The sequence below is a fragment of the Umezawaea sp. genome, from assembly GCF_057122925.1.
The window spans coordinates 38,814-64,906 of the sequence record NZ_DBNGPQ010000124.1; the positions used below are offsets into that span (position 1 = coordinate 38,814).

Annotated in this window: 31 protein-coding genes; 12 read left to right on the forward strand and 19 right to left on the reverse strand. The window is 71.4% G+C overall.

Annotated features, from left to right (window positions below):
- Positions 1-7: 7 nt before the first annotated feature.
- Positions 8-1,102 carry a glycoside hydrolase family 76 protein gene (locus AC156L_RS28040; RefSeq protein ID WP_330874664.1) on the forward strand — a complete coding sequence of 365 codons (1,095 nt, stop codon included), beginning with the start codon at positions 8-10 and terminating at the stop codon, positions 1,100-1,102.
- Here the strand turns inward: AC156L_RS28040 and AC156L_RS28045 are convergent.
- From AC156L_RS28045 to AC156L_RS28060, 4 genes are all read right to left on the reverse strand, one after another.
- A complete protein-coding gene (locus AC156L_RS28045; RefSeq protein ID WP_330874627.1) occupies positions 1,099-2,181 on the reverse strand; it encodes an SDR family oxidoreductase in 1,083 nt (360 codons plus the stop codon). The two genes, AC156L_RS28040 and AC156L_RS28045, sit on opposite strands and share 4 nt — an antisense overlap.
- The gene (locus AC156L_RS28050; protein WP_330874625.1) at positions 2,178-3,140 is read right to left on the reverse strand and encodes a cytochrome P450; all 963 of its coding nucleotides are present in this window, start codon (positions 3,138-3,140) and stop codon (positions 2,178-2,180) included. Before AC156L_RS28050 ends, AC156L_RS28045 begins: the two co-directional genes overlap by 4 nt.
- Before the next feature lie 305 nt (positions 3,141-3,445).
- Positions 3,446-4,108 carry a hypothetical protein gene (locus tag AC156L_RS28055; protein WP_330874624.1) on the reverse strand — a complete coding sequence of 221 codons (663 nt, stop codon included), beginning with the start codon at positions 4,106-4,108 and terminating at the stop codon, positions 3,446-3,448.
- 228 nt (positions 4,109-4,336) lie between these two features.
- On the reverse strand, positions 4,337-5,314 hold the full coding sequence (locus tag AC156L_RS28060) for a LacI family DNA-binding transcriptional regulator (protein ID WP_330874623.1): 978 nt from the start codon (positions 5,312-5,314) through the stop codon (positions 4,337-4,339).
- A 71-nt stretch (positions 5,315-5,385) separates the two neighbouring features.
- On the opposite strand from AC156L_RS28060, the gene AC156L_RS28065 reads away from it, so the two are divergent.
- Both AC156L_RS28065 and AC156L_RS28070 read left to right on the forward strand, forming a co-directional pair.
- Positions 5,386-6,237 carry a PfkB family carbohydrate kinase gene (locus tag AC156L_RS28065; RefSeq protein ID WP_330874622.1) on the forward strand — a complete coding sequence of 284 codons (852 nt, stop codon included), beginning with the start codon at positions 5,386-5,388 and terminating at the stop codon, positions 6,235-6,237.
- Positions 6,219-6,854 carry a nucleoside/nucleotide kinase family protein gene (locus AC156L_RS28070; protein ID WP_330874621.1) on the forward strand — a complete coding sequence of 212 codons (636 nt, stop codon included), beginning with the start codon at positions 6,219-6,221 and terminating at the stop codon, positions 6,852-6,854. The genes AC156L_RS28065 and AC156L_RS28070 overlap by 19 nt, the downstream gene beginning before the upstream one ends.
- On the opposite strand, the gene AC156L_RS28075 is transcribed toward AC156L_RS28070, so the two are convergent.
- Entirely contained in the window at positions 6,838-7,524 is a 687-nt protein-coding gene (locus AC156L_RS28075; protein WP_330874620.1) for a DedA family protein, read from the reverse strand. The genes AC156L_RS28070 and AC156L_RS28075 overlap by 17 nt on opposite strands.
- A gap of 189 nt (positions 7,525-7,713) precedes the next feature.
- On the opposite strand from AC156L_RS28075, the gene AC156L_RS28080 reads away from it, so the two are divergent.
- Positions 7,714-8,337, forward strand: a complete 624-nt coding sequence (locus tag AC156L_RS28080) for a TetR/AcrR family transcriptional regulator (RefSeq protein ID WP_330874618.1) — start codon at positions 7,714-7,716, stop codon at positions 8,335-8,337.
- Here AC156L_RS28080 and AC156L_RS28085 read toward each other — a convergent pair.
- The gene (locus AC156L_RS28085) at positions 8,320-9,960 is read right to left on the reverse strand and encodes an MDR family MFS transporter (protein ID WP_330874616.1); all 1,641 of its coding nucleotides are present in this window, start codon (positions 9,958-9,960) and stop codon (positions 8,320-8,322) included. The two genes, AC156L_RS28080 and AC156L_RS28085, sit on opposite strands and share 18 nt — an antisense overlap.
- 124 nt (positions 9,961-10,084) lie before the next feature.
- Between AC156L_RS28085 and AC156L_RS28090 the strand changes: the two genes are divergently transcribed.
- Entirely contained in the window at positions 10,085-11,464 is a 1,380-nt protein-coding gene (locus tag AC156L_RS28090) for an FAD-binding oxidoreductase (RefSeq protein WP_414719817.1), read from the forward strand.
- 64 nt (positions 11,465-11,528) lie between these two features.
- Here AC156L_RS28090 and AC156L_RS28095 read toward each other — a convergent pair whose 3' ends face one another.
- Genes AC156L_RS28095 through AC156L_RS28110 form a run of 4 tightly spaced genes read right to left on the reverse strand, consistent with a single transcriptional unit; the run spans position 11,529 to position 14,652 of the window.
- Positions 11,529-12,281 (reverse strand): DedA family protein, encoded by a 753-nt coding sequence (locus AC156L_RS28095; protein WP_330874612.1) that lies wholly within the window; start codon positions 12,279-12,281, stop codon positions 11,529-11,531.
- A 56-nt stretch (positions 12,282-12,337) separates the two neighbouring features.
- Entirely contained in the window at positions 12,338-12,538 is a 201-nt protein-coding gene (locus AC156L_RS28100) for a hypothetical protein (protein WP_330874610.1), read from the reverse strand.
- A 27-nt stretch (positions 12,539-12,565) separates the two neighbouring features.
- Positions 12,566-13,723 carry an N-acetylglucosamine-6-phosphate deacetylase gene (nagA, locus tag AC156L_RS28105; RefSeq protein WP_330874608.1) on the reverse strand — a complete coding sequence of 386 codons (1,158 nt, stop codon included), beginning with the start codon at positions 13,721-13,723 and terminating at the stop codon, positions 12,566-12,568.
- Entirely contained in the window at positions 13,720-14,652 is a 933-nt protein-coding gene (locus AC156L_RS28110) for an ROK family protein (protein WP_330874607.1), read from the reverse strand. Before AC156L_RS28110 ends, nagA begins: the two co-directional genes overlap by 4 nt.
- A gap of 81 nt (positions 14,653-14,733) precedes the next feature.
- Here AC156L_RS28110 and AC156L_RS28115 point away from each other — a divergent pair, with 81 nt between their 5' ends.
- Positions 14,734-15,498, forward strand: a complete 765-nt coding sequence (locus tag AC156L_RS28115) for a DeoR/GlpR family DNA-binding transcription regulator (protein ID WP_330874605.1) — start codon at positions 14,734-14,736, stop codon at positions 15,496-15,498.
- Here the strand turns inward: AC156L_RS28115 and AC156L_RS28120 are convergent.
- Positions 15,495-16,073: a SigE family RNA polymerase sigma factor gene (locus tag AC156L_RS28120; protein ID WP_330874603.1), complete on the reverse strand. Its 579-nt coding sequence runs from the start codon at positions 16,071-16,073 to the stop codon at positions 15,495-15,497. The two genes, AC156L_RS28115 and AC156L_RS28120, sit on opposite strands and share 4 nt — an antisense overlap.
- A 66-nt stretch (positions 16,074-16,139) precedes the next feature.
- Here AC156L_RS28120 and AC156L_RS28125 point away from each other — a divergent pair, with 66 nt between their 5' ends.
- Positions 16,140-16,418 carry a YciI family protein gene (locus AC156L_RS28125; protein WP_330874602.1) on the forward strand — a complete coding sequence of 93 codons (279 nt, stop codon included), beginning with the start codon at positions 16,140-16,142 and terminating at the stop codon, positions 16,416-16,418.
- 15 nt (positions 16,419-16,433) lie between these two features.
- Here the strand turns inward: AC156L_RS28125 and AC156L_RS28130 are convergent, their stop codons facing one another.
- From AC156L_RS28130 to AC156L_RS28150, 5 genes are all read right to left on the reverse strand, one after another.
- Positions 16,434-16,889 (reverse strand): hypothetical protein, encoded by a 456-nt coding sequence (locus AC156L_RS28130; protein WP_330874600.1) that lies wholly within the window; start codon positions 16,887-16,889, stop codon positions 16,434-16,436.
- Positions 16,873-17,394, reverse strand: coding sequence for a SigE family RNA polymerase sigma factor (locus AC156L_RS28135; RefSeq protein ID WP_330874661.1), 522 nt, complete (start codon positions 17,392-17,394; stop codon positions 16,873-16,875). Before AC156L_RS28135 ends, AC156L_RS28130 begins: the two co-directional genes overlap by 17 nt.
- 49 nt (positions 17,395-17,443) lie before the next feature.
- The gene (locus AC156L_RS28140) at positions 17,444-17,854 is read right to left on the reverse strand and encodes a hypothetical protein (protein WP_330874598.1); all 411 of its coding nucleotides are present in this window, start codon (positions 17,852-17,854) and stop codon (positions 17,444-17,446) included.
- Between the two features lie 92 nt (positions 17,855-17,946).
- The gene (locus AC156L_RS28145) at positions 17,947-18,852 is read right to left on the reverse strand and encodes an SDR family oxidoreductase (protein ID WP_330874596.1); all 906 of its coding nucleotides are present in this window, start codon (positions 18,850-18,852) and stop codon (positions 17,947-17,949) included.
- A gap of 36 nt (positions 18,853-18,888) precedes the next feature.
- Positions 18,889-19,800: an aldo/keto reductase gene (locus AC156L_RS28150; RefSeq protein ID WP_330874594.1), complete on the reverse strand. Its 912-nt coding sequence runs from the start codon at positions 19,798-19,800 to the stop codon at positions 18,889-18,891.
- Positions 19,801-19,883: 83 nt separating this feature from the next.
- Between AC156L_RS28150 and AC156L_RS28155 the strand changes: the two genes are divergently transcribed.
- Positions 19,884-20,711, forward strand: coding sequence for an LLM class F420-dependent oxidoreductase (locus tag AC156L_RS28155; RefSeq protein ID WP_330874592.1), 828 nt, complete (start codon positions 19,884-19,886; stop codon positions 20,709-20,711).
- Between the two features lie 137 nt (positions 20,712-20,848).
- Positions 20,849-21,883, forward strand: a complete 1,035-nt coding sequence (gene fbaA / locus AC156L_RS28160) for a class II fructose-bisphosphate aldolase (protein ID WP_330874590.1) — start codon at positions 20,849-20,851, stop codon at positions 21,881-21,883.
- 324 nt (positions 21,884-22,207) lie between these two features.
- On the opposite strand, the gene AC156L_RS28165 is transcribed toward fbaA, so the two are convergent.
- Positions 22,208-23,314 (reverse strand): hypothetical protein, encoded by a 1,107-nt coding sequence (locus AC156L_RS28165; RefSeq protein WP_330874588.1) that lies wholly within the window; start codon positions 23,312-23,314, stop codon positions 22,208-22,210.
- Positions 23,315-23,450: 136 nt separating this feature from the next.
- On the opposite strand from AC156L_RS28165, the gene AC156L_RS28170 reads away from it, so the two are divergent.
- Genes AC156L_RS28170 through AC156L_RS28180 form a run of 3 tightly spaced genes read left to right on the forward strand, consistent with a single transcriptional unit; the run spans position 23,451 to position 25,120 of the window.
- Positions 23,451-23,597 carry a hypothetical protein gene (locus tag AC156L_RS28170; protein ID WP_330874586.1) on the forward strand — a complete coding sequence of 49 codons (147 nt, stop codon included), beginning with the start codon at positions 23,451-23,453 and terminating at the stop codon, positions 23,595-23,597.
- A 26-nt stretch (positions 23,598-23,623) separates the two neighbouring features.
- A complete protein-coding gene (locus AC156L_RS28175; protein ID WP_330874585.1) occupies positions 23,624-24,031 on the forward strand; it encodes a DUF3151 domain-containing protein in 408 nt (135 codons plus the stop codon).
- A 3-nt stretch (positions 24,032-24,034) separates the two neighbouring features.
- Positions 24,035-25,120 carry an FUSC family protein gene (locus AC156L_RS28180; RefSeq protein WP_330874584.1) on the forward strand — a complete coding sequence of 362 codons (1,086 nt, stop codon included), beginning with the start codon at positions 24,035-24,037 and terminating at the stop codon, positions 25,118-25,120.
- A gap of 18 nt (positions 25,121-25,138) precedes the next feature.
- On the opposite strand, the gene AC156L_RS28185 is transcribed toward AC156L_RS28180, so the two are convergent.
- Entirely contained in the window at positions 25,139-25,393 is a 255-nt protein-coding gene (locus tag AC156L_RS28185; protein ID WP_330874583.1) for a hypothetical protein, read from the reverse strand.
- A complete protein-coding gene (locus tag AC156L_RS28190) occupies positions 25,393-26,034 on the reverse strand; it encodes an HNH endonuclease family protein (protein ID WP_330874582.1) in 642 nt (213 codons plus the stop codon). Before AC156L_RS28190 ends, AC156L_RS28185 begins: the two co-directional genes overlap by 1 nt.
- Between the last annotated feature and the right edge of the window lie 59 nt (positions 26,035-26,093).

Sequence of the window (26,093 nt, forward strand, 5' to 3'; positions counted from 1 at the left end):
GAAGCTCATGGCAGCGCGAGCCGGTGTAGCCGAGCGAGCGGTGCAGTCGCGCCACCTGCGCCGGGTCTGGGGGGTGCCGGGCACGCTGCTGGGCGCCGCCGCCTGGCCGGTGGACTGGCGGGGGCGCCTGCACGTCCGGTTCAACTACTGGTGGCAGGCGCACCTGCTCGACTGCGTGGTCGACGCGCAGCTGCGCGCCCCGACCGAGGCGCGCCGCCAGGTCGTGCGGCGGCTGGTGCGCGGGGTGCGGGTGCGGAACCTGGTCGGGTGGACGAACGACTTCTACGACGACGTGGCGTGGCTCGGGCTGGCGCTGCTGCGGGCGGGCGAGGACGTCGGGGTGTCCCGGCCTGCCGGGGTCTCGGCGATAGCGGCCAGGCTGCGCGACGGCTGGACCGACCACGGTGGCGGCGGCATCTGGTGGAAGCGGAACGACGACTTCAAGAACGTCCCCGCGAACGGCCCCGCGGCGATCTTCCTCGCCCGGCTGGCGAAGGCGGGCGGCTCGCACGGCGACCTGGTCCGCGCCCGGTCCACCGTGGACTGGATGGAGTCGGTCCTGGTCGACCCCGAGTCGGGGCTGGCGTGGGACGGCCTGCACGTGCACCCGAACGGTGAGATCCGCGAGATCGAGAAGAACGTCTACTCGTACTGCCAGGGCGTGCTGCTCGGCGCCAACCTCGAACTGGCGCAGGACTCCCCGACGGCGCTGGACCGGGTCGAGCGGCTCGTCCGCGCGGTCGACAAGGAACTGGCGGTCGACGGCGTGCTGCGCGGTCACGGCGGCGGGGACGGCGGGCTGTTCGGCGGGATCCTGCTGCGCTACCTGGCGCGGGCGGCCGTCGTGCTGCCGGGGTTCGAGCGCAGGGCCGCCGCGGAGATCGCCGCCGAGGTCGTGTTCGCGTCGGCGGAAGCCGTGTGGAACAACAGGACCGTGGCGGTGAGCGGGCCGGTGTTCGGTCCGGAGTGGACGGCCCCGGCCGTCGCCCCCGCTCGGGAGCGACGGCCGGAGAGCGACCTGTCCGTGCAACTCGGCGGCTGGATGGCCCTCGAAGCCGCGGCGCTGCTGGAGCGCAGCGGCTTCGACCCGCCGCGCCGCTAGCGGGCGAGCGCCTCCCGGTACCAGTCCAGGTAGTTGGCCAGCTCGGTCAGGTCGAACCGCCACGAGTGGAGCGCGGGTTCGCCGACGGCGTCGACCAGGTTCTTCTGGTCGAACCGCTTGTGGCCCGTCATGTACGAGCCGTAGAACTCGATCTTGCGGTCGAACTCCCGCTCCAGCTGGGTGAACCCGTCGACGTCGTCGGTGTGCACCGGCCGGGGCAGCCCCGCCTTCTCGAACATCACGCCGAGGCCAGGTCCGACCTGGAGCGGGTCCGGGTGGGTCAGGTGGAACACGTCGGCCGTCGACCCGGACTGGCTGATGCTCACGGCGTCCGCCACGACCAGGTCGACCGGCACGAGGTTGACCCGCGCGAGGGCCTCGGCCCGCACCCGCATCGGCTTGGCCAGGTCCTCCGGCGACCCCAGCGCCCCGAGCGCCCGCCGGAACTGCCCGAGCCGCCGCTGGATCCCGTAGAGCCCGGACTGCCCGCCGCACAGCGCGTACGTGCGGCTGTGCCCGATCACGACGCTGGGTCGCAGGGTGCGGGTCGCGAACGCCGTGGCCTCCGACACCAGGCGTTCCGCGCCGACCTTGCTGTCCTCGTACCGGTTGTTCGTCTCCACGCCGTCCATCCGGACCTCGGCGATCTCGCCGTCCAGCCGTCCGGCCACGTACGCGGTGCTCGTGTAGTTGAACGTCGACGCGCCCGCCGCCTCGGCGAGGTCGAGCGCGTTGCGGGTGCCCTCGACGTTGGTGTCCCGGAGGGCTTCCCAGTGCCGGTCCTCGTAGCGCAGGTCGGCCGCGTTGTGCCAGAACTCCCCGGCTCCGCTCAGGCCCTCGACGCCCAGGCGCGGCTCGCCGAGGTCGGCCGGGATGACCGTGACCCGCTTGTCGATCTCCCGCGCGTCCGCCCCGTACTCGCGGGCCGCCCTCGTGAGCGCCGTCCGCAGCCGCTCCTCGGGCTCGACCTTGCGGCCCGGCCGGACCAGGCACACGACCTCGTCGTCGGTGCGCGCCAGCAGCTCCAGCACCAGGGCCGCCCCGACCAGCCCGGTCGCGCCGGTGACCACCTGCTTCACGACCGCCTCCCGGTGGGGGTGAAGCACGCGGGCATCCGGCCGATCGCGTTGATGAAGTTCCCCGCGACGTAGCGGGGGGCGCCGATCCGCAGGTCCGGCAGCTGCCGGTACACCTCGGTGAGGACGTGCCGCAGTTCCAGCTTCGCCAGGTGCGCGCCGAGGCAGTAGTGCGGTCCCCCGCCGCCGAACGAGATGTGCCGGTTCGGCGTGCGGGTGATGTCGAACGTCCACGGGTCGGTGAAGACCTGCTCATCGCGGTTGGCCGACGAGTAGAAGAGCACGACGTGCTCCCCCGCCTCGATGGTCTGCCCACCCAGTTCGGTGCGCTCCACGGCGGTGCGGCGGAAGGTCATGATGGGGGTGGACCAGCGCAGGACCTCCTCGATCGCACCCGGCAGGCGTGCGTCGAGGTCGGCCAGCAGCAGGGCGCGCTGGTCGGGGAAGCGGTCGAGCGCGTGCACGCCGTGGCTGATGGCGTGCCGGGTGGTCTCGTTGCCCGCGATGAACAGGAGGATGAAGAACGCGCGGATCTCGTCGTCGGTGAGCCGCTCGCCGTCGACCTCGGCCTCGATGAGCGCGCTCATCAGGTCGTCGGTCGGGTGCTCGCGCTTCTCGTCGATCAGGTCGAGGGACATGGCGGTGAACGCGACCACGCCGTCGCGGATCGCCTGGGCCGGGTCGGTGCCGCCGAACTCGGGGTCCTTGCAGCCGATCATGGCGTTCGCGTGCACGAGGGCGCGGTCCCGTTCGTCCTCGGGCAGCCCGATGATCTCGCAGATGGTCCAGATGGGCAGCCGCTCGGCGATGCCGGTGACGAAGTCGACCTCGCCGAGGTGGGCCACGGAGGCGACCACGTCGCGGGCGGCGCGCCGGATGGCGGCGTCCATGAGCGACATCCGGCGCGGGGTGAACGTGGTGGTGATGAGCTTGCGCAGCCGGGCGTGCTTCGGACCGTCCATCGCGATGATGGACTGGGTGGCCTCGGCGAGCGCGGGAGGCAGGATTTCCAGCGTGACGCCGCCGAAGTACGCGGACGAGGAGAACGCACGAGGATTGCGGCTTACCGAGGAAACGTCGTTATGGTTTACGACCGCCCAATAACCCTGCGTTTCGACGGACGGGATAACGGGGTTTTCAATGGGAGCCTGCCACGAAACCGGCCGATTCCGTCTCAACTCGGCGAATCGCGAATCCCGGTCTTCGGGAGTCAGTGCCCAGAATTCCTCGGAGGAGAGGTCGGTCGATACCGGGCTGTGGAGGGCTGTCATGGTGTTTCCGCGAGTTCCGACGCGATCTCGCCGCGCAGCACGGACTCCAGCTCCACCAGCGCCCTGGCGACCGTCGAGCCGTCGAGCACCCGGTGGTCGTAGGTGAGGCGCACGTCCAGCGTGCCGTCGTCCTCGAACTGCCCGTAGTTCAGCGTGGTCGTCAGCGGCGAGAGCTGGTGCAGGCTGGCCCCGCCCTCGGACGCCGTGGTGCTGGCGGCGAACGTGCCGAGGAAGTACGCGCGGAACGGGCCGCGGGCCTGCACGGCGAGCCACCAGATCAGCCTGCGGACCGGGAACGGCAGGCTGCTGAGCCCGATGATGCGCCGGTAGCTGCGCAAACTCTCCAGCGGAGCCGTCTTGTACCTCCGCACGACGGCGTCGATCTCGCGCAGCGACAGCGTCTCCGGGCGGGGGATGCGGGTGAAGAACACCGCGCTCTCGCCCTCGTACGCGCGCTCCACGCTGAACGACGCGGCCGTCTCCGGGTGCTCGTAGAGCTGCGCCCACGGGAACGAGAAGTACGCGCGGCGCAGCTCCGGGTGCCGGGCGCACACGACGCCGTAGGCCTTCATGAAGATCGCGCACCAACTCACGTGGTCGGTCGCCGTGGCCCGCGCGGCGACCACGCCGCCCAGTCGCATCCGCCGTTGCATCGGCACGCTGGGAACCTTGCGCGAATGGTGGAGCAGGTCGCGCATGAACTGTCGGGGCGGTGAAAGCCGCAGTGTTCGTCCGCGTCGAACGGGAACGTCCCGTGCGGGGCTCGGAAGCTCCCCTGATTGCCGTGTTATCGGTGTCCTGATGAGCATGCGTCCGACGATAAGGACGAAAAGTACGCTCTCGGAGAACGCTGTCCGGAATAGGGGTTGATGTAAATCATATTGCGCTCAGTGGCAGCCGCAGGACTGGCGGTGCTTCAGGGTCGGGGCGAGCCGGATGGTTTCCGGCGGGCGGTTCGGATCGGTGATCCGCGAGAGCAGCAGCCGGACGGCCGTTCGGCCGATCTCCTCGATCGGCTGGGCCATCGTCGTGAGGGCCGGTTCGACCAGCTCGGACCACTCGACCTCGTCGTAGGAGACCAGCGCCAGGTCGCGACCGATGCGCAGCCCTCGGGTGCGGATCTCGTGCATCACGCTGGTCAGGACCATGTGGTCGCCCGCGACCACGGCCGTCGGCGGCGACTCCAGGTCGAGCAGCGGGGCCAGCTTGCCGTCGGAGGACACCAGGTCCTCGTCCCACTGGAGACCGGAGCGGCCGAGCCCGAGCCGGTAGCCGAGCACGCGCTCGTCGGTGGTCGCGAGCCCGATCTGGCCGGTGACCATCCCGATCCGCCGGTGCCCCAGCTCGGCCAGGTGCCGGGCGAGCTGCGACGTGGACTGGACGTTCTCCGGCCCGACCTGGTCCATGTCCTGGCTCATCGTCAGGCGGTCCACGAGCACCGTCGGGATGCCGAGGCGCCGCAGCTCCGGCAGCACCGCGCCGCCCGCCCCCGCCGACGGGGTCAGCAGCAGGCCGTCCACGCGACGGCCGCGCAGCATCCGCACGGCTGCCTGCTCGGACTCGGCGGTGTCGCGGGTGTCGATCAGGACGAGCGAGTAGCCCGCGGTCGTGGCCTCGTTCTCGATCGCGGCGATCAGCTCGGCGAAGTACGGGTGCGACACCAGCGAGACGGCCAGTCCCAGGGACTTCGTGCCGCCGGTCACGAGGGAGCGGGCGATGGCGTCCCCGGTGTAGCCGGTCTCCTCGATGGCCTTGAGGACGCGCTCCTTCGTCTCCGGGGCCACCGACCTGGTCTCGTTGATGACGTGTGAGACCGTGGTGATGGAGACCCCGGCCAGGGTCGCGACCTCCCGCATGGTGATCATGTGGTGCTTGCCCCGTTCCGCCTGTGCGCAATCGCTTGCGACCGGACCCTACCTGCTAGGAGGCGCTCGCGATGGTTGTCGTGGTGTGTGTCGGCCTGACGACCGTGGACGTCATCCAGCAGGTAGCTGAATTCCCCGTTCCGGGTGACAAGGTCCAGTCCACGGGTGTCCACCTGACCCCCGGCGGACCCGCGGCCAACGCCGCGACCACGGTCGCCGCGCTCGGCCACGAGGCCGTCCTGCTGACCGCGCTCGGGCGGGACGCCTTCGGCGCGTTCGCCGCCGCCGGGCTCGCCGAGCGGGGGGTCGAGTTCCACGACCTCGCGCCCGACTCCCGCATCTCGCTCAGCATGGTCGCCGTCCGCGAGCGCGACGGCGAGCGGACCGTGATCTCCCGCAACGCCGCCGAAGTCGACCTCCGGGCCACTGTGGACGCCGTAACACCGTTTGTGTTGCGGGCGGACGTCCTCCTGCTCGACGGACACCTCGGCCGGATGGCCCTGACGGCCGCGAATGTGGCCAAAGATGCCGGTTTGCCGGTGGTGCTCGACGCCGGGAGCTGGAAACCTGTGCTTGAAGACCTGCTGCCGCTGGTGGACGTAGCGGCGTGCTCGGCGGCTTTCGAGCGGACCGAGGACGAGCTGCACGCCCTCGGGGTGCCGCTGGTGATCCGGACGAACGGTGCGAACCCGGTCGCGTGGTCGTGTGACGGGAGACTCCACGCACTGCCGGTACCCCCGGTGGACGTGCGCGACACCAACGGCGCGGGGGACGTGTGGCACGGTGCTCTCGCCGTCGCGCTCGCCCGGCAGGACCCGGTCGCCGACGCGATCGGGTATGCGAACGCGGTGGCGGCGGTCAGGGTGCGCAACACCGCGCAGGACTGGCTTGAGGAGTTGGCAAGGTGGCAGGACAGCAGGTGAAGTTCGACGAGCTGCTCGACCGGGCTCGCGGGCTCGTGGACACCGGTGAGCGCAGGCTGCTCGGCATCGGCGGCGCACCTGGCTCGGGCAAGTCCACGCTCGCGCGCCGGTTGGTCGACGCGCTCGGAGCCGACGCCGCGCTCGTCGAGATGGACGGCTTCCACCTGGCCCAGCGCGAGCTGCTCCGGCTGCGCATCAGCGAGCGCAAGGGCGCGCCCGACACGTTCGACGTCGCCGGGTACGTCGACCTGCTCGGCAGGCTCAAGGCAGCAGGCCCGGACATCGTCTACGCGCCCGAGTTCCGGCGCGAGATCGAGGAGCCCATCGCCTGCGCCGTGCCCATCGGCCCGGACGTGCCGCTCATCGTCACCGAGGGCAACTACCTGCTGCTGAACTACGACAAGTGGAAGCGCGTCCGCATCGTGCTGGACGAGGCCTGGTTCCTGTTCATCGACGACGACCTCAGGGTGCAGCGGCTGATAGACCGCCACCTGAGGTTCGGCCGGACGCTGGCGGAGGCCGAGGAGCGCGTCCTGCACGGCACCGACCACGTCAACGCCCTGATGGTGAACTCCTCCAAGTCGGGCGCCGACCTGCTCATCACCGACGTGGTGTGAGGTCCGCTTCCGCGTCGAGGTCGATCGGCTTGCGCATCTCCTGGCGGTAGCGCCACACGCCGTACGCGGTGCCGAACACGAAGAACGCGATGCTGACCACGACCGCCGTCGTCTCCAGCCACGGCATCGACGTCAGCAGGCCGGCCCCGTAGTACCCGGCCAGCACGAGCGTCGGCACCCACGCGAGCGCGCCGAGCGTCGTGGCCAGCAGGAACCGCTTCTTGTCCATCTGCGCCGCGCCCGCGACCATCGGCGCCAGCGTGCGGACCCACGGGATCCAGCGGGCCAGCACGATCGCCCAGAACCCCCGTCTGTCCAGGAAGTCCCTGGCCTTCTCCAGGTTCTGCCGGTTCAGCATCCGGCCGCCCTTGCGGGCCAGCAGGTGCGTGCCGGTCGTCTGGCCGATGTAGTAGCCGATCAGGTTGCCGACCAGCGCCACCAGCATGGCCGCCGCGGAGAGCAGCCACGCGTTCCACGCACCGGTGTGCTGCGCCAGGATGACGCCCGCCGCGAAGAGCAGCGAATCACCGGGCAGGAACAGCCCGAAGATGAAGGCGCACTCGACGAACAGGAATCCCAGCGTGATCAGCCACACCGCCACGGGCCCCGCGGTTGCCAGCGGGTTGAGCGGGTCGATCGCGAGAGTGAGGGTCGAACCGGACAGAACCACCCGGTCAGCCTACGTCGGAGTGGGGTGCCCGCAGGACGACCTTGACTCAACCGGTAGCTGAAAGCTGTGCGTCGTAACGGATTGCGCACAACCGGTCACGGTCCAGAGTGGCATCGACCTGCCACACGACCCTGTGGTGCGAACGACCGGCACCGCTCAGCGCTGATCCGCCCTAGCCTCTGCGGTGCCATGTCGAGCACCCGGATGACCAAGCCGCAGCGCCGTGAGCAGATCCTCGCCACGGCGGCGGAGGTGTTCGCCACCACCGGCTACGCCCACGCGGGCATGCGGGAGGTGGCGACCAGGGCGGGCATCACGACGCCCGTGCTCTACGACCACTTCGCGTCCAAGGCGGACCTGTACTCGGTCCTCCTCGGCAAGCAGGTCGACTCGCTGGTCGGCGAGTGGGCCGCGCCGGTGGCCCCGGTGAGCACGTACGACCTGTTCCACGGACGCGTCTGCTCGATCTACGCGTGGATCGAGCAGAACGAGCTCGCCTGGCGGATGATCTTCGGTGAGCCGCCGCGCGACGAGGACGCGGCTCGGGTGCACCGCGAGGGGCAGGCGAGGGCCACCAGGCACCTCACGGCGCTGTTCCGGTCGGTGCCGCACCTGGACCTGTCCGTCGACCTCGACCGGGACCGCGCCGACGAGGTGCTGGCCGAGGCGGCGAAGAGCGCGTTGAACGCCATCGCCACGTGGTGGTGGAGCAACCGGGACGTCTCGCGCGAGCACGTCGTCGCGCTGACCACCGACCTGCTGTGGCGGGGCGTCCGCGAACTCACGGGCTCGGCGTCACACGTGCGGCACTGAGTCGAGGTCCGTGGTCGTCGTCCGCAGCGGGATCTCCTTGATCAGGAACGTGGTCGCGAACGCGACGACCATGACGAACGCGCCGGTCAGGAACACCGCGTCGATCGACTCCGCGAAGCCCTCCAGGAACGGCCTCGCCAGCCGGGGGTCGACCTGCTGGAGGAACGACGAGTCCTGGAGGACGCCCGCGTCGCCCCCGCCGCCCTGGAGCGCGTCGAGCACCGGCTTGTTGACCGGGTCGGCCAGCACCGCCGGGTCCTTCAGCGCGGCCTGGAACTCCGGTGTCGGCACGATCCGGGCGAACGCGTCCCCGATGCGGTCCGGCACCGTGCTGAACATGATGGACAGGAACACCGCGACGCCGACCGTGCCGCCCATCTGGCGGAAGAACGTGGCGGACGCGGTCGCGACGCCGAGGTCGCGCATCGGCACGGCGTTCTGCGCGGCGATCGTGAGCGTCTGCATGCAGTTGCCGAGCCCGAAGCCGAAGATCGTCATGTAGACCGTCGGCTGCCAGATCGGGGAGTCGACGCCGACCGTGTAGAACAGGAACATCGCGATCACCATCAGCGCGGTGCCGATGATCGGGAACACCTTGTAGCGGCCGGTGCGCGAGGTGATCTGGCCGGACAGGATCGAGCCGACCATGATGCCCAGCGTCATGGGGATCATCAGCAGACCGGCCTCGGTGGGCGTGTGGCCCTTCACGATCTGGAGGTACTGCGGGATCATCGAGATGCCGCCGAACATGCCGATGCCGACGACGAACCCGGCGATGATGATCATGGTGAACGTGGACGAGCCGAACAGCTTGAGCGGGATCAGGGCCTCGTCGCCCATCTTGGACTCGACCCGGATGAACAGCGCCACGCCGACCACGCCGACGACGTAGCAGGCGATCGACCCGACCGAGCCCCAGCCCCACTCGCGGCCCTGCTCGGCGACGATCAGCAGCGGCACGATGCCCGTGGTCAGGAACAGCGCGCCCCAGTAGTCGATGCGGTGGTCGTGCGCCTCGTGCGGGAGCCGCAGCACGCGCCACACGACGGCCAGCGCGACGACGCCGATCGGCACGTTCACCAGGAACACCCAGCGCCAGCCCGTGATGCCGAGGATGGTGTCCTGACCTGCGAGGAAGCCGCCGATGACCGGCCCGAGCACGCTGGAGGTGCCGAACACGGCGAGGAAGTAGCCCTGGTACTTGGCGCGCTCGCGGGGCGGCATCATGTCGGCGATGATCGTGAACGCCAGCGACATCAACCCGCCCGCGCCGAGGCCCTGGAGGGCGCGGAACGCCGCCAGCTCGTACATCGACGTGGAGAACGTGCAGGCCAGCGACCCGATGACGAAGATGGTGATCGCGGCCAGGTAGAACGGCCGCCTGCCGTAGATGTCCGACAGCTTGCCGTAGATCGGTGTCGAGATGGTCGACGTGATCAGGTAGGCGGTCGTGGCCCACGCCTGGAGGCTGAGACCCTGGAGGTCGTCGGCGATCGTCCGGATCGACGTGCCGACGATCGTCTGGTCGAGCGCCGCCAGGAACATGCCGACCATCAGGCCGCTCAGGACGGCGAGGATCTGCCGGTGGGTGAGCCTGCCGCTCCCAGTCTCCGCGTTGACCATCCACCGAGTCTGCGCCATGCCCCCGGATGCCGCCGCACGATCGTCCCGGCGCCGGGGACCTCTGTGCCCGGATGTCGCAAACGCACCGTTCCGGTGTGACGAAGACCCCGCTAGCGTGCTGGGCATGGCCCTGGTCGAAGAACTCCGCGCGGCGTTGGGTCCGAACGCCGTCCTGACCGACACCGACGTCACCGCCGCCTACCAGCGCGACATGATGCCGCTCGCGCCGTACGGCTCACCGCTCGCGGTCGTCCTGCCCGCCGACACCGAAGAGGTCCGGGCCGTGGTGCGCGCGTGCGCCGCGGCGGGCGTCCCGATCGTGCCGCGCGGCGCGGGCAGCGGACTGTCCGGCGCGGCCAACGCGATCGACGGCTGCGTGGTGCTCGTGACCACGAAGATGAACGCGATCGTGGAGATCGACGCCGACAACCGGCTCGCGGTCGTGGAGCCGGGGGTGGTCAACCTCGACCTGCGCGGGGCCGTGGAGAAGAACGGCCTGTTCTACCCGCCGGACCCGTCGAGCTACGACTGGTGCACGATCGGCGGCAACCTGTCCACGAACGCGGGCGGGCTGTGCTGCGTGAAGTACGGCGTCACCACGGATTCGGTGCTCGGCCTCGAAGTCGTGCTGGCCGACGGCGAGGTGCTGAAGACCGGCCGCCGGACCGTGAAGGGCGTGGCGGGCTACGACCTGACCAAGCTGTTCATCGGCAGCGAGGGCACGCTCGGCGTGATCACGAAGGCCACGCTCGCGCTCCGACCGCTGCCGCAGGCGCCGGTGACGCTGGTGGCGGCGTTCAACACCACGGAGGCGGCCGGGGTCGCGGTCAGCGCCGTGGTGCGCGAGGGCCTGGTGCCGTCGCTGATGGAGATCATGGACCGCACGTCCATCGAGGCCGTCGAGACGTACCTGAAGACCGAGCTCGGCGCCGGCCCCGGCTGCGCGGCGCTGCTGATCTGCCAGTCCGACGCCGGTGCCGAGGTCGGGATGCGCGAGCTGGCCGTCATCGAGCAGCTCTGCACCAACGCGGGCGCCGAACTGGTCTACGCCACCGAGGACGTCTCCGAGGGGCGCGACCTGCTGACCGCCCGCCGCGCCGTCCTGACGGCGCTGGAGGTCTACGGGGCCTGGCTCACCGACGACGTCTGCGTGCCCCGCACCAGGATCGCCGAGCTGATCGCGGGCTGCGAGCGCGTCAGCGCCGAGGTCGGCCTGCGCATCGCCGTCGTCGGCCACGCCGGCGACGGCAACATGCACCCCACCATCGTCTACGACCCCGCGTCCGAGGACGAGTTCTCCCGCGCCCGCAAGGCTTTCGACGAGATCCTGTCCGTCGGCCTCGCGCTCGGCGGGACCGTCACGGGCGAGCACGGCATCGGCAAGATCAAGCGGGAGTGGCTGGAGCGCGAGATCGGACCGGTCGGCCTGCGCGTGCACCGCGAGATCAAGCGAGCCCTCGACCCGGAGAACCTCTTCAACCCCGGCTCGATGTTCTCGATGTGACGTCCACAAAGGACGACGCCCGTGAGGTGGGACCTCACGGGCGTCGTCGTGGAGCTGGAGGGGATCAGCGGTCGTGGTCGACCTTCGGGAAGACCTGCGTGGCCTCCGAGGAGGTGTCCACCCTAGGGAGGACCTGCGTGATGTCGTCGGCCTCCTGCTGGACCAGCGACTTCTTCTCGCGCTTCGCCTTGATGAACTCGATGATGATCGGCACGACCGAGATCAGCACGATCAGGATCAGCATCATCTCGATGTTCTTGCGCACGAACTCGATCTGGCCGAGGAAGTAGCCCAGGACCGTCAGGCCCGCGGCCCAGGCGATGCCGCCGATGGCCGAGTAGGTGAAGTACTTCCTCGCGTCCATCCGACCCACGCCCGCCATGGCGGTGATGAAGGTGCGGACGATCGGCACGAACCGGGCCATGACGATCGCGCGGGCGCCGTACTTCTCGAAGAAGCCCTCCGTCTTCTCGACGTACTCCTTCTTGAAGATCTTGGACTCCGGCTTGTTGAACAGCGCGGGCCCGGCGCGCAGGCCGATGTAGTACCCGACGACGTTGCCGACCATGGCGCACACCGTCACGAGCACGCAGACCAGCCACAACGGGTAGTCCAGCGCGCCGGTGGCGACGAACAGCCCGGCGGTGAACAACAGCGAGTCACCCGGCAGGAAGAAGCCGACCAGAAGGCCGCACTCGGCGAAGATGATGAAGCAGAGCGCGAAGAGCGCGAACCCCCCGAAGCTGCTCAAGAGGTATTCGGGGTTCAGCCACTGCGGGCCGAGGGCAACCGTGGAGGTGGTGAGCGCAGCCGTCACGCGTCACACGGTACAGGCATTCCGAGACGGGCAATTCCGGCATCGGTGATGGGCGGTCAGCGCAACGTGACCACGGCGACGACCGTTCCGGCCGCGAGTCCGAAGAGGAGCGCGAGCAGCAGCACCCACCGGGCGGCCAGCGCCGGCGGGCGCGCGGGCTCCCCGGCCGCGGGCGCGGAGCGCACGACGTGCATGCCGGAACTGGTGGCCTGCGCGCGCAGCGCGTCGGCCACCAGCCGCTCCTGGTCGTCGGGCATGGCTCCGACGCTAGCCCAGACCGGGTCCTAGTCCTTGACCCACGCGCCCCTGCTCATCACATCGCGTGGTCGGAGCTCGGCGTCGAGCACCACCAGGTCGGCCGCGAGGCCCGCGCGGAGTTCACCGGTCCGGTCGCTCAGGCCGAGCAGCGCGGCCGGTCGGGTCGACGCCGCCCGGGACGCCTCGACGATGCTCAGCCCGCACGAGGTCACCGCGTTGCGGAACGCGGCGTCCATGGTCAGCGTGCTGCCCGCCAGCGAACCGCCGCCCGCGAGCGTGGGCACGCCGTCGACCACGCGCACTTCGAGACCGCCCACGTCGTACACGCCGTCGCCGACCCCGGCCGCCGCGATGGCGTCGGTGATGAGCACCGTGCGGCCCGTGCCCGCGTGCCGGGCGGCCAGCCGCACCGTCGTGGGGTGCAGGTGCACGAGGTCGCAGATCAGCTCGACGGTGACGCGCTCGTCGTCCAGCAGCGCGCCGATCGGGCCCGGCTCGCGGTGGTGCAGCGGGCGCATCCCGTTGAACAGGTGGGTCGCCACGGACGCGCCCGCGTCGATCGCGGGGCGGATCTGGGCCTCGGTGCCGTCGGTGTGGCCGACCGCCGCGAGGACATCGTTGTCGACCAGCAGCTTCACCGCGTCGACCGCGCCCTCCAGCTCCGGAGCCAGGGTGATCATCCGGACGGCGCCCCCGCCCGCGGCGAGCAGCTTCGCCACGGAGTCGCGGTCCGGCGGGCGCAGGATCGCCGGGTCGTGCGCGCCGCAGCGCGCGGCGGACAGGAAGGGGCCCTCCAGGTGCAGCCCGGAGATCAGGCCGTCCTGCGTCAGCTCGGCGAGCTTCGCGATCTGCTCGACCATCTCCGGCACCGGCCGCGACACCAGGCTGGCGAGCAGCGTGGTGGTGCCGTGCCTGCGGTGCGCCGACGCCGCCTTGCGCACGCGGTCCGGGTCGGCGTTGGTGAACGCCTCGCCGCCGCCGCCGTGGCAGTGGATGTCGACGAAGCCGGGCACCAGCCACGACCCGCTCACGTCCGTCGTCGGCCCGTCCGGGACCGTCCCCTCGCCGACGGCCAGGATCCGGCCGTCGCGCACGGTCAGCCACCCCGATTCGAGCACGCCGTCCGGCGTGACCACCCGACCACCGGTCAAGGTCACGTCCACCGGTCCGCCCCACGTGCTCATGAACCCTCCAACTCGTCGATGGCGAGCAGCGCCGCGCCGAGGCATCCGGCCTCGTCGCCGAGCGCGGCCAACCGAAGTTCCGGTCGTCGCTGGAAGGTGATCAACCCGTCCAGCTTCTTGCCCAGTGGCGCCGCGAGCAGTTCGCCGGACAGGGCGAGACCGCCGCCGAGCACCACCGCCTCGGGTCCGAGCACGCCAGCCAGGAGCACGATCCCCCTGGCCAGCGCGTCGATCGCCTCGTCCCACACGGCGCGGGCGTCCGGGTCGCCCGCGCGCACCATGGCCGCCACCTCGGCCGCGCCGCCGACGGGGATGCCGGTGCGCTCGGTGAACCGGCGGGCGATGCCGCCCGAGGACGCGCGCACCTCCACGCACCCGACCTGCCCGCAGCCGCAGGGATCGCCGTGGCCGACGTCGACGTGGCCGACCTCGCCCGCGTAGCCGTCGCCGCCGTGGATCCGGCCGTCGAGCACCAGCGCGCCCGCTATCCCGGTGCCGATGGGCATGATCACCCCGTTGCGCAGCCCCCGCGCGGCGCCCATCCGGCACTCCGCGAGGCCGCCCGCGCGCACGTCGTGTCCGAACGCGACGGTCAGGCCCGTGCGCTCGGCGATCCGGTCGCGGAACGGGAAGTCGTTCCAGCCCAGGTTGGTCGAGTACACCCCGACCCCCGTGCGCTCGTCGACCACGCCGGGGACGACGACGCCGACGGCGTCGACCCCGTGCTCCGCGGCGGCCCGCAGCCCGTCGACGACGTCGACGACCAGGTCCACCACCGCCTCGGCGGTCGCCGTGCCGTCCGCGCCCCTGGGGGTGCCCCGCCGCTGTTGTTCCACCGCGACCACGCGCTCCGGCGTGCCCGCCACCAGCGCTGCTTTGGTCTCGGTTCCGCCGACGTCGACGGCGACCACGTGTCTCGTGCGTGCCACGAGGGTCGATACTGCGGCATGCACCGCCCATTGGTCTATACCAAGGCCCGGAATGGGTCCGGTCGCGGAATCATGTGGGCGGTGAACCGGTACGAACGGCTGACGGCGTTGCTGGAGCTCCTGGCCGCCCGCGGCAGGCTCGGAACCGACGAGGTCGCTGTCGAACTCGGCGTCTCGGCGGCCACCGTCCGGCGCGACCTCGACCACCTCGCCGAGCAGCAGCTGCTCAGCCGCACCCACGGCGGTGCCGTCGCCCAGGCCGTCTCCTACGACCTGCCGATGCGCTACAAGGCCTCCCGCAGGGCCGACGAGAAGCAGCGCATCGGCCAGGCCGCGGCGGCGCTGGCCGCGCCGGGTTCGGTCGTCGGGCTCACCGGCGGCACCACCGTCACGGAGGTCGCGAGAGGACTCGCGACCAGGCCCGACCTCGACGTGACGGTCGTGACGAACGCCCTGAACATCGCCGGTGAACTGGTCGTCCGCCCCCGCGTGAAGCTCGTCGTCACGGGTGGCGTCGCGCGCCCGCAGTCCTACCAGCTGATCGGCCCGCTCGCCGCCAGGATCGCGGACGAGCTGTCGCTCGACCTGGCGTTCCTCGGCGTCGACGGGCTGGACCCGGTGCTGGGCGCGACCGCGCGCCACGAGGGGGAGGCCGAGCTGTGCCGGGTGTTCGCCGCGCACGCCGAACGCGTCGTCGTGGTCGCGCACTCGTCCAAGCTCGGCAGGCGGACGCTCGCGCGGATCGTCGGCGTCGACCAGGTGGACGTGCTCATCACCGACACGACCGCGACGGACCAGGCCGTCGCGCCGTACCTGGAGCGCGGGGTGGAGGTCCAGCGGGTCTAGCGGGCCGCCATGATCTTCTGCAACGCGTCGAGGGCCCGGCTGGCCGTGGACTTCACGGTGCCCTTCGAGATGCCGGTGGCCTCGGCGATCTCCGCCTCGGACATGTCGCCGTAGTAGCGCAGCACCAGCACCTCGCGCTGCCTCGGCGGCAGCTGCTGGAGCGCAGCGACCACGGCCTGGTGCTCCGCGGTCAGCATCGCGAGGCTCTCGGCCGAGCGGGCGTTCACCGCGTGCGGGGGTGTGTAGTCGCGCGCGGTCTTGCGGCGGCGCAGCACGCTGCGCGACCCGTTGACCACCGCCGTCCGCAGGTAGCCCAGCGCCGCCTGCGCGTCGCGCAGGTTTCCCCAGTTCCGGTGCAGACCGGTGAAGGCCTCCTGCACCACGTCCTCGGCTGTCGCGGGTTCGTCGACGAGCAGCAGCGCGAGGCGCACCAGCCGCATCCGGTGCTGGCGGTAGAGGTCCTCCAGCGTCAGGGGACCGGCGGGCGCCGGGGCCGCGCCGTCCTGGATGCGGAGGTTGGTCAGCGTGTCCTGCACGCGCACGACGCCGCTGCTGTTCTGCTCGGGACCGACCACGGGGAGGACGTTACCGGTCGGCGGGTAGCTTCGGCTCGGCAACACAGGTTCTCGGTGGAGGTGCGCATGGCCAGGTTCGCGGTCCAGTTCGTCTACGGGCCAGATCGGGACAGGTTGGCCGAGGTCAGGCCCAAGCACCGGGACTACCTCGACACGTTGGTGGACAAGGGCGTTCTGCTGCTCTCCGGCCCGTACGCCGACATGGAAGGCGCTCTCCTGGTCTTCGAGGCGGCCGACGAGGCGGAGCTGCGCGGCTACCTCGCCGCCGACCCGTACGCGGGCGCGCAGGTGCTCGCCGAGACCACCGTGCGCGAGTGGAACGCCATCAAGGGCACGTTGGTCTAGCTCCCCCGCGGATCGTCAGGACGGGTCCGCTCGCGGTTCCCCCTCCGGGGCGATCGGCGGGTGGCCCTCGTCCGGCCCGTCGCCCGACGAGGCGGGGGGCACGTCGAGCGGTGGTCCGCTCGACGGGGCCGGGACGCCCGGCGGTGTGGTCGACGGCGCTGGATCGACCGGCGGCGCTGGATCGACCGGCGGGGCGGGGTCGGCCGACGGCGCGGGGGTGCTCGTCGTCGTGCCGGTCGCCGGGCCCGCGGGCGGCACCGGGGTCGGCGACCGCTCGCCCGGCAGCAGCACGATCGCCACCACGACGGCCGCGGCCGTGGCGAACCCGCTGCCCGCGGCGGCGGCCGCGCGCCGCCCGCGGCGGACCCGTTCGCCCGCCCGGACGACGTCGGAGACGTCGAACCCCAGGTCGGCGTCGTCGGCGGCGTGCAGCGCGCCGAACACGTCCCTCAGGTCATCTCCCCGCACCACGTCGCACCTCCATCCGAAGTTCGTCGAACCCCGGACCCAGCCGCCGCCGCAGCGCGGCCAGGCCCCGGTTGCCCTGGCTCTTCACCGTGCCCACCGAGCAGCCGAGCGCCGCCGCGGTGTCCTCCAGGCTCAGGTCGTGCCAGTACCGCAGCACCAGCACGGCGCGCTGCCGCGCGGGCACCGACCCGAGCGCCTGCCAGAGCACGATCCGCACCTCGGTGGACGGATCGGGCTCCGGCAGTTCGGGCGGATCCCCGACCAGCCGCTCCCGGCGCCAGCGGACCCGCCGCCGCTCGGTGATGAAGGTGCGGACCACGATCTGGCGCAGGTACGCGTCGAGCCCCTCCCGGCGGGCCGCCCCCGGCCCGGCCAGGTAGAGCTTGAGGAACGCCGACTGCACGACGTCCTCGGCCTCCGGGTAGTTCCCGCACAGCAGGTACGCCGTGAAGCGCATCGAGCGGGCGCTGCGGGCGAAGTGCTCGGCGAACTCGACGTTCCAGTTCAGGTCTGTCACCGCGTGGTGGTCTCCGGCTCGGGTCTCCTGGCGGCGTGGATCAGCGCTCGGCGACCGAGGGCGCGTCGACCGGGGCCGGAACGGCCCGCGGGCCTTCCGCGGGCGTCGCGGAGGGGGCTTCGTCGACCGGCGGCGTCCCGACCGACGGGAAGCCCTCGGCGGGTGCCGCGGAGGGCTGGTCTCCGACCGGGACCGCGCCGGGGACGCCCTCGGCCGGGACCGCGACGGGGGCCTCGGCGGCCGGGACCGCGACGGGGGCGTTCTCCGCCGGGACCGCGACGGGGGCTTCAGCGACCGGGTGCGGCTCCGCCCGCGGCGCCTCGGCCGGGGACGGGGTGCTCGACGACGGGACGGGACCGTTCCCGCTCACCGCGCCCGCGATGGCGGGCACGGCGATCCCGACGCCGCCGAGCACGATCGCACCGACCACCAGAACCAGACGTTTGCGCATGTTCCGCTCCTCGCGTTCGACGAGGGGCACCGGTGCGGCGCCCCCAGCCGCTCTACGCGATCGGCCCGCCCGAACGTTGCACGGGGTTTTCGCTAGCGGATCGCCGCCCGGCCGCCGGGACCGACGGGCCGCGACGACTCCTCAGCCCCGCGCTCCGCGATGTCGGCGAGCATCGCCCGGTCACCCCGCGGCACGATCCCGGCCGACCGCCGCTCCACGACGACCGGCGTGAACGCCCGCAGCACCTTGATCCGCCCGACCCAGCCGGGCACGTGGATCGCCCGCGACCGCTTGCCGATGCCCTTGACCACGGCCCTGCCCACGTCGGACACGTCGTACTTGCGGCTCGCCAGCCCCGGCAGCGCCTTGCGCATCGGGCCGAACACCGGGTGCTCGTCGGCGCCGTTGACCATGTCCGTGTCGATCCACGAGAAGTACGCGATGCCGACGTCGACGCCCAGGTGGCGTACCTCGGCGCGGAGGCTGTTCGCGAACGCCTCGACGCCCGCCTTGGCCGCCGAGTAGGCCGCGTTGCCGGGGATCTGCACGATGGCCGCCAGCGAGGACACCACCAGGCAGTAGCCGCGGCTCGCGACCAGGTGCGGCAGGCACGTCCTGACCGTCCGCCACACGCCGAGCAGGTTGACCTCGACGACCCGCTCGAACGCGGCGGGGTCGATGGAGCGGACGAACCCGGCCGACGCGATGCCCGCGTTGGCCACGACGACGTCGATGCCGCCGAAGTGCTCGACCACGCCGCCGACGGCGGTCTCCAGGGCCTGCCAGTCCGTGACGTCGGCCTCCCACGCCCGGCCGCCGCACTCGGCGGCGACGGCGGCGAGCTGCTCGCCCTCCAGGCCGACCAGCGCGAGCCTGGCCCCCTGTGCGGCCAGCCGCCGGGCCACGTCGGCGCCGATGCCCCTGGCCGCGCCGGTGATCAGGACAACCTTGCCGTTGACGTCCACGGTGACCTCCCGAAGCTGTTCCCGGAAGGCCACCGTAGCCCAACTTACCGCTAGTAAGCTACTGGCGAGTTAAACGCTCGCGTCCGTGAGCCGCTGCACCTCGGCGGGCGACAGCCGGAGGTCGAGCACGGGCAGCAGGGCGTCGAGCTGCTCGGCGTTGCGCGCGCTGGCCAGCACGGACGGCACCGTCGGCTGCGAGGTGATCCACGCCAGCGCCACCGCGCCGACCGACGTCGCCCGCGCGGCGGAGATCTCGTCCAGGGCCGCCAGGACGCGCAGACCCCGGTCGTCCAGGTACTTGGTCGCCCCGGCCGCCCTCGGGCTGTCCACGTCGACGCCAGGCCGGTACTTGCCCGTCAGGAATCCCTTCGCCAGACCCCAGTACGGCAGCGCGGACAGGCCGTTCGCCGCCACCACGTCCGCCAGCGCGCCCTCGTACGCCGATCGCGCGACCAGGCTGTACTCCGGCTGGAGCGCGACGAACCGGGCCAGGCCGTCCCGCTCGGAGACCGCCAGCGCCTCCGCGAGCCGCGCCGCGGAGAAGTTCGAGGCGGCGATCTGCCGCACCTTGCCCGCCCGGACGAGCGCGTCCAGCGCGCCCAGGTACTCCTCGGCCGGGGTCTCCTCGTCGTCGCGGTGCGCGTAGTACAGGTCGACGTGGTCGACGCCGAGGCGCTTGAGCGAGGCCTCGGCGGCGGTCGTGATCGTGGCGGCCTTGATGTTGTCCAGGCCCTTCGTCATCCCGACCTTCGTCGCGATGACGACGTCGGCGCGGTTGCCGCGCGCCGCCAGCCACCGACCGATGATCGTCTCCGACTGGCCGCCCGCGTACAGGTCCGCCGTGTCGATGAAGTTGCCGCCCGCGGCCGTGTACGCGTCCAGCACCGCGAACGACTGCTCCTCGTCCGCGGTCCACCCGAAGACGTTGCCGCCGAGCGCCAGCCGGGACACGTCCAGATCGCTGTTGCCGAGTTTCGCCATGGGTCGAACCTACTCGGAACTAAATCGCGGCGCGGCTCCGTTGTCGCAGAGGTCCGAACCCGAATCCGTGGGGAGATACCGACATGACCTTGGCGCTGGGCGACTACGGGGTGTGGAGCAGGGCGGGGCTCTGGGAGCGGGAGGGGGACGCCGCCGCCGAGCTGGAGGAACTCGGGTACGGCGCGCTGTGGCTCGGCGGGTCGCCCGGCGGCGACCTCGACGCCGTGACGGCCGTCCTGCGCACCACCCGCGCGCTGCCCGTCGCCACCGGCATCGTGAACGTCTGGTCCGAGCCCGCGGAGCGGCTGTCGGCCACCTTCCGGCGCATCGACGGCGAGCACCCCGGCCGGTTCCTGGTGGGCGTCGGCGCGAGCCACCCCGAGGCCGTCAGCCAGTACGAGAAGCCGTACGACAAGCTCGTGGGCTACCTCGACGAGCTGGACGTGCCCGTCGACCGCCGGGTCCTCGCCGCCCTCGGGCCGCGCGTCCTCAAGCTCGCCGCCGACCGCACGGCGGGCGCCCACCCGTACCTCGTGACGCCCGAGCACACCGCCACCGCCCGCGAACTCGTCGGGCCGGGCAAGCTCCTCGCGCCCGAGCAGCACGTCGTGCTGGAGACCGACCCGACCGCGGCCCGCGCGCTGGCCAGGCAGTCGATCGAGCTGTACCTCGGCCTGCGCAACTACACCGGCAACTGGCTGCGCCTCGGCTACACCGAGGACGACCTCGCCGGCGGCGGCAGCGACCGCCTGGTCGACGCGCTGGTCGCGTGGGGCTCGGTCGAGCAGGTCGTCACGAGGCTGCGCGCGCACCTCGACGCGGGTGCCGACCACGTCGCCGTGCAGCTGGTGACGGCGGACGGCGGCCACGACCGCGAGGGCTTCCGCGAACTGGCGGGCGCGCTCTTCTGACGGGAGATCCCGCGCAGGTCACCGGCAGTTTCGGCTTACTCCGATCGCCAAGTGGGCCCATGATCAACTGTATCGTTCGGGTGGGGTCGTAGGATGCCCCCTGATACGGCGTTCAGGGCACCTGAGGAGGACGACCGATGCCCATCGCAACCCCCGAGGTCTACGCCGAGATGATCAGTCGCGCGAAGGCGAACGAATTCGCCTACCCCGCGATCAACGTCACCTCGTCCGAGACGCTCAACGCGGCACTCCGCGGATTCGCCGAGGCTGAGAGCGACGGCATCATCCAGGTCTCGACCGGTGGTGCGGAGTTCGCGTCCGGCACCAAGGTCAAGGACATGGTCACCGGCGCTGTCGCACTGGCCGAGTTCGCCCACGTGGTCGCGGCGAAGTACCCCGTCAACATCGCGCTGCACACCGACCACTGCCCCAAGGACAAGCTGGACGGCTACGTCCGCCCCTTGGTCGCGATCAGCCAGGAGCGCGTCGCGCGCGGCGAGAACCCGCTGTTCCAGTCCCACATGTGGGACGGCTCCGCGGTGCCGCTCGACGAGAACCTGCAGATCGCGTCCGACCTGCTCCAGGAAGCCGTCAAGGCGAAGATCATCCTGGAGATCGAGGTCGGCGTCGTCGGCGGTGAGGAGGACGGCGTCGACAACGAGATCAACGACAAGCTCTACACGACCACCGAGGACTTCCTGAAGACGGTGGACGCGCTCGGAGCGGGCGACCGCGGGCACTACCTGCTGGCCGCCACGTTCGGCAACGTGCACGGCGTCTACAAGCCGGGCAACGTGAAGCTGCGCCCCGAGGTGCTCAAGCAGGGCCAGGACGCGGTCGCGGAGAAGCTCGGCCTCGCGGCGGGCTCCAAGCCGTTCGACCTCGTGTTCCACGGCGGCTCCGGCTCGCTGCTGGAGGAGATCCACGAGTCGCTCTCGTACGGCGTCGTGAAGATGAACATCGACACGGACACGCAGTACGCGTTCACCCGTCCGATCGTTCAGCACATGTTCACGAACTACGAGGGTGTGCTGAAGGTCGACGGCGAGGTCGGCAACAAGAAGGTGTACGACCCGCGCAGCTACCTGAAGGCGGCTGAGCAGGGCATGGGTGCGCGCATCGCGCAGGCGTGCGAGCACCTGAAGTCGTCCGGTCGCATGATCGCCGGCTGATCTGTTTTTTCGGGGACGCCCCTCGGAGCTCCGGCTCCGGGGGGCGTTGTCGTCTCCTCGGGTTCGACGTCCGACCGGATCGCCTGAGGTGGTCGGGTGTTCGGCCGACATGACCGGGGGACCCCTCGGGTGAGCCTTTGATCGGGACAAAGGGCAGCCACGAAAACCTGCCCGATCATCAATTCAAGGCAAGTCGGTCAACCAGCCACAGGGCCAGGTCCCCCACCTGCCCTTCTCGGCCCGACGAAGGGGCAGGTCGAGGGGCCCCAAGTCGAATCGACCACACCACCGCACCGGGACCCCCGCCACGCCCCAGCGAAGGCGTCAGGAAACCGCGGCCACCCTCCGCCGCGTCCAGAGGTCCACCCCCACCCAGCACGCCGCCAACACCGCGAACGTCACCGCGGCCGACGGGTACAGGATCGGCGGCGCCTCGACCCACTGCTGCTGCACCCAGATCCCCCCGTAGCCGATCCCGGTGACGGCCGCCGCCCCCAGCACCCCCGCCGAGAGCGCGGGCAGCGAGGCCGTGTGCGCGAGGTCCACGCACACCCCGACCAGCACCAGGAACAGCGGAACGGCCGAGGTCGGGAAGTCGACCCCCATCAACACCGGCCAGATCAGGCACCGGTACGCCACGTAGCCCCCGGCGACGGCGGTGGCCGCCCACCGCCTGCCGATCGTCCGGCGAGCCAGCACCAGCACCACCCCGGTGGACACCAGCCCCCACAACGGGTACACCCAGTCCGCGATCGGCAGCGCGAAGTTCAGCACCGCCGTCCGGTCCACCGGCCGCCCGATCTGGTCTGCGGCGAACTGGAGCAGGATCGGTTCGGCCTCCGGCTTCCCCGCGTCCCACGCGCCCAGCGCGATCACGCCGTACTCCTGGTGCTGGTTGGGGAACCAGGTGTTCTCCAGGAAGAACATCCACAGCGCCGCGAGCCCGAGCGTGCCCGCTCGGCCCCGCGGGTAGAACCGGAGCCAGCCGCGGATCGCGCCCGCGAGCATGATGCCGGTGCCGAGGTACAGCAGCGCGTGCGAGCCGCTCCACGACGTGATGTCCAGGCCGTTGACCCGGTGGTTGATCAGGTCGATCGGGAGCGCCACCAGGAAGACGCCGGTGCCCCACTGCATCAGGCGCAGCGCGATCCGGTCCGCGCCGTACCCGGTGAACGTGTGGAAGAGCGTCAGGCCGACCACGATCACCGTGCCGACGGTGTTGATCATGTGTGGTGGCGCGAGCTCGTCGCGCAGCCACTTGAAGTGCCAGGCGACGTCCCACGACGACCCGATCAGCTTCAGCAGCAGGCCGACCAGCCACAGCCGGTAGAGCGGCTGGGCGAGCGCCTGCGGGGTCTCGCGGCCGGGTTCGCCGCGCTCCCAGTACTGGTCGCGGAACTCCGCGACACGTCCCCTAACCCCCGTGTTCACCCCGACATGATGCGTCCCCGGTGTCCCGCGTGGAAGCGCGGTTTCCCCTGGTCTTTCCCACACGGTCCCCTAGGGGAACGCCCTGGCCTGCGCGAATGCCGATTCACGCGACCGGACGGACTATGGTCGTTGCTCCGTGCGGCCGTACCCGACGAGCCGCGGCGCTGAGAACGCGCTGAGAGTCGAGGAGATCAACATGGGTGTGAAGGTCGTCGCCGCCGTCCTCGTCTCGGCCCTGCTGCTGACGGCCGTGGCCGTGGTGGCGAGGGTCTTCCTGTCCTGACCGGGCCGGTGGGGCACGATTACCCCATGACCAACCTCCTCGGACCGGACCCGACCCTGCTGCCGGAGCGCCCGGAGGCGCAGGCCGCCTCAGACGGCGGCACCGATCCGGGCAAGATCGTCCGTGCCTACCCCGACTTCAGCGAGGCGTGGGCGCTGCTCGCGGAGCGCGCGCTCCAGGGCGGCGACCCGGTCGCCGCCTACGCCTACGCCCGCACCGGCTACCACCGCGGGCTCGACCAGCTGCGCCGCGCGGGCTGGAAGGGCTTCGGCCCGGTGCCGTGGAAGCACCGCCCGAACCAGGGCTTCCTCCGGGCGCTCGCCGCGCTGGCCCGTGCCGCCGACGAGATCGGCGAGACCGAGGAGTACGAGCGCTGCTCGAAGTTCCTCGCCGACAGCGACCCGCAGGCCCCCGCCGCACTCGGCCTGAGCTGATCGATGGGCGCGGTGCGGGCGGAGCTGGGGCGCAGGCTCCAGCGGTGGCGGCGCACCGCGCTGCCGATCCTCCAGGCGGCGCTGGCCGCCGGGCTGGCGTGGTTCGTGGCGACGACGCTGGTGGGCCACCCGCACCCGTTCTTCGCACCGATCGCGGCGGTCGTCTGCCTCGGCGTCTCGCTGGGGCAGCGGCCCCGCCGGGTGGCCGAACTGGTCGTCGGCGTCTCGGTCGGCGTCGGGGTCGGGGACGTGCTGATCTCGCAGATCGGCTCGGGCCCGTGGCAGATCGCGCTGGTCGTGGCGCTGGCGATGTCGGCGGCCGTGCTGCTCGACGGCGGCGCGGTGATCGCCCTCCAGTCCGGCTCGTCCGCTGTGCTGGTGGCGACGCTGCTGCCGCCCAGCACCAACGGCGGGCTCGACCGCATGGTGGACGCGCTGGTCGGCGGCGTCGTCGGACTGGCCGTCACGGCGCTGCTGCCCGCGAACCCGCTCACCATCGCCCACCGGCAGGGCAAGGTCGTGCTGGGCGAGCTGTCCACGGCCCTGCGCGGCATCGCGAGCGCGGTGGCCGAGCACGACTCCGTGAAGGCCGCGGGCGTGCTCGCGCAGCTGCGCGGCAGCCAGTCGGCCATCGAGGACTTCAAGGACGCGCTCGCGGCGGGCAAGGAGATCGCGACCATCGCGCCGATCCGCTGGCACCGCCGCAACGAGCTGGAGCACTACCGGGCCGCCGCCGTGCCGATCGACCTCGCGCTGCGCAACACCAGGGTGCTGGCGCGCCGGGCCCTGGCGGCGCTGAGGGACGGCGAGCGGACCCCGGACATCCTCCCCGACGTGCTGCGCCGCTACGCGGACGCCGTGGACCTCCTGAGGACCGAACTGGCCAGGGGTGAACGGCCGGAACTGGCCCGCGCGGCCGTGCGGGACGCGGCGAGCACCGCGACCACGAACGAGCTGGGCGGCGACGGGTTCTCCACCAGGGTCGTGCTGGCCCAGATCCGCTCGGTCGCCGTCGACCTGCTCCAGGCCACCGGCCTGGCGCGCGGGGAGGCGGTCGAAGCCCTGCCGCCGCTCACCCGCAAGCGGTGAGCGGCGGCAGCGCCCTCGTCAGCCCTCCGGCCGGTTCAGCACGCCCACCAGCAGCTCGTGCACGGCTGAGAGGTCTTCCGGGTCCTTGAGGGCGCAGTGGCCGCCGGTGAGGGCGTACCACTCGTCAGCGCCCTCGTAGCGCACCTCGGTGCGCACCGTCGACCCGTCCTCGGCCAGCACGGTCCGCAGTTCGAGCTCTCCGGTGATCACGCCGACGTCGTCGGTCATGATCCCGCCGGGGCCCGCGACGAACGGTGACGAGTATTCGGCCATCAGCACCTTCCGAGCATGTCCTGCAACGCGGTCTTCTCCGAGGTGTTCACGGTAAGGGCCCACTTGTGCTTCGTGCGCGTCCACATCTTGGCGTAGGTGCACCAGTACGACGTCAGCGGCGGCTTCCAGGTGGCGGGCGTCTGGTCGCCCTTCGCCTGGTTCACGTTGTCCGTCACCGCGATCAGCTGCGGCCCGCTGAGGTCGTTCGCGAACTGCTGCCGCTTGGCCGTGGTCCAGTTCCGCGCACCGGACCGCCACGCGGCGGCCAGGGGCACCACGTGGTCGATGTCCACGTCGGACGCCGCGGTCCAGGTGGCGCCGTCGTAGGGGGAGTACCAGCGGCCCGACGTGGCGGCGCAGCTGGAGTCGACCACGACGTTCGTGCCGTCGCGCTTGAGCACGGTCTCGCGGGTGTTGCAGGAACCGGAAACCGTGCTCCAGTGCGGGAAGAGGTCCCGCGAATAGCCCGTCATCGGCCCGTCGGCCGCGACGGACAGCGCCGCCAGTTCCGCTTTCGCGGTGGCGGTGCTGGGAATGCTCGGTGGTGTCGCGCTCGCCGCGGGAACGAGTCCCAGGGTGAGCGCGGCGGTAGTCAGCAATGACAGGGCCGCCACTCGGACGGCATTGTTGACCGTTGACATGATTCCGACCTTCCGCTGGGGAAATCGGAATTACTGTCGGATAATCAGACGGCCATAAC

What these genes read in the sequence shown, in the direction of transcription:
- AC156L_RS28040 (WP_330874664.1), top strand. Translation starts at nt 8, where the DNA reads ATGGCAGCGCGAGCCGGTGTAGCCGAGCGAGCGGTGCAGTCGCGCCAC.
- AC156L_RS28050 (WP_330874625.1), bottom strand. Translation starts at nt 3,140, where the DNA reads ATGGACGGTCCGAAGCACGCCCGGCTGCGCAAGCTCATCACCACCACG.
- AC156L_RS28060 (WP_330874623.1), bottom strand. Translation starts at nt 5,314, where the DNA reads ATGATCACCATGCGGGAGGTCGCGACCCTGGCCGGGGTCTCCATCACC.
- AC156L_RS28065 (WP_330874622.1), top strand. Translation starts at nt 5,386, where the DNA reads ATGGTTGTCGTGGTGTGTGTCGGCCTGACGACCGTGGACGTCATCCAG.
- AC156L_RS28080 (WP_330874618.1), top strand. Translation starts at nt 7,714, where the DNA reads ATGTCGAGCACCCGGATGACCAAGCCGCAGCGCCGTGAGCAGATCCTC.
- AC156L_RS28085 (WP_330874616.1), bottom strand. Translation starts at nt 9,960, where the DNA reads ATGGTCAACGCGGAGACTGGGAGCGGCAGGCTCACCCACCGGCAGATC.
- AC156L_RS28090 (WP_414719817.1), top strand. Translation starts at nt 10,085, where the DNA reads ATGGCCCTGGTCGAAGAACTCCGCGCGGCGTTGGGTCCGAACGCCGTC.
- AC156L_RS28100 (WP_330874610.1), bottom strand. Translation starts at nt 12,538, where the DNA reads ATGCCCGACGACCAGGAGCGGCTGGTGGCCGACGCGCTGCGCGCGCAG.
- nagA (WP_330874608.1), bottom strand. Translation starts at nt 13,723, where the DNA reads ATGAGCACGTGGGGCGGACCGGTGGACGTGACCTTGACCGGTGGTCGG.
- AC156L_RS28125 (WP_330874602.1), top strand. Translation starts at nt 16,140, where the DNA reads ATGGCCAGGTTCGCGGTCCAGTTCGTCTACGGGCCAGATCGGGACAGG.
- AC156L_RS28140 (WP_330874598.1), bottom strand. Translation starts at nt 17,854, where the DNA reads ATGCGCAAACGTCTGGTTCTGGTGGTCGGTGCGATCGTGCTCGGCGGC.
- AC156L_RS28150 (WP_330874594.1), bottom strand. Translation starts at nt 19,800, where the DNA reads ATGGCGAAACTCGGCAACAGCGATCTGGACGTGTCCCGGCTGGCGCTC.
- AC156L_RS28155 (WP_330874592.1), top strand. Translation starts at nt 19,884, where the DNA reads ATGACCTTGGCGCTGGGCGACTACGGGGTGTGGAGCAGGGCGGGGCTC.
- fbaA (WP_330874590.1), top strand. Translation starts at nt 20,849, where the DNA reads ATGCCCATCGCAACCCCCGAGGTCTACGCCGAGATGATCAGTCGCGCG.
- AC156L_RS28175 (WP_330874585.1), top strand. Translation starts at nt 23,624, where the DNA reads ATGACCAACCTCCTCGGACCGGACCCGACCCTGCTGCCGGAGCGCCCG.
- AC156L_RS28180 (WP_330874584.1), top strand. Translation starts at nt 24,035, where the DNA reads ATGGGCGCGGTGCGGGCGGAGCTGGGGCGCAGGCTCCAGCGGTGGCGG.
- AC156L_RS28185 (WP_330874583.1), bottom strand. Translation starts at nt 25,393, where the DNA reads ATGGCCGAATACTCGTCACCGTTCGTCGCGGGCCCCGGCGGGATCATG.
- AC156L_RS28190 (WP_330874582.1), bottom strand. Translation starts at nt 26,034, where the DNA reads ATGTCAACGGTCAACAATGCCGTCCGAGTGGCGGCCCTGTCATTGCTG.